The sequence below is a fragment of the Mesorhizobium sp. M2A.F.Ca.ET.067.02.1.1 genome (genome assembly GCF_004023285.1).
Classification (GTDB): domain Bacteria; phylum Pseudomonadota; class Alphaproteobacteria; order Rhizobiales; family Rhizobiaceae; genus Mesorhizobium.
Genome location: NZ_RZSB01001453.1, coordinates 1 through 420 on the forward strand (window position 1 = coordinate 1; position 420 = coordinate 420).

At 66.2% G+C, this 420-nt stretch carries 2 pseudogenes; one reads left to right on the forward strand and one right to left on the reverse strand.

Features of this window, described 5'->3' with window-relative positions:
• A pseudogene (locus tag EOA28_RS40785) lies at positions 1–114 on the forward strand (dehydrogenase); the annotation flags it as partial.
• Between the two features lie 119 nt (positions 115–233).
• Here EOA28_RS40785 and EOA28_RS38290 read toward each other — a convergent pair.
• Positions 234–420 (reverse strand): annotated as a pseudogene (locus EOA28_RS38290) (amidase); the annotation flags it as partial.

The window sequence follows — 420 nt, forward strand, 5'->3', positions numbered from 1 at the left end:
GGTGTCGGCGCCGCCGGCGAGGCGCTGCTGGTGCTCGCCGGCAAGCTGCCCGTCAACCTGCGCAATCCGGAAGTGATCGAGCACTACCGGCGACGCTTTCCAGCTGGCGATTAATTCGCCGAGACCATTGCGACGATGCAGACCGGAGACGCCGGCGGGACAGAGGGGGGCGCGAAGGAACTCGGGGCAAATCCTCTCTGACGACAAATTTGCCTTGGTTCGCCGCGTCCCTGTCAACGGCCGAGCAAAGCCTCAACGACCGCCGCGATGGCGAGCAGCCGGCGATCATGCCCATGCTTGCCCACCAGCATCAACCCGGCCGGCAACTTGGTGCCCGGCATCGGCAGCGAGATGGCGCAGAGGTCGAACTGGTTGGCGACCTGCGTGTTGCGCAAGAGCAGCCCTTCCGTCCTGTCGCGC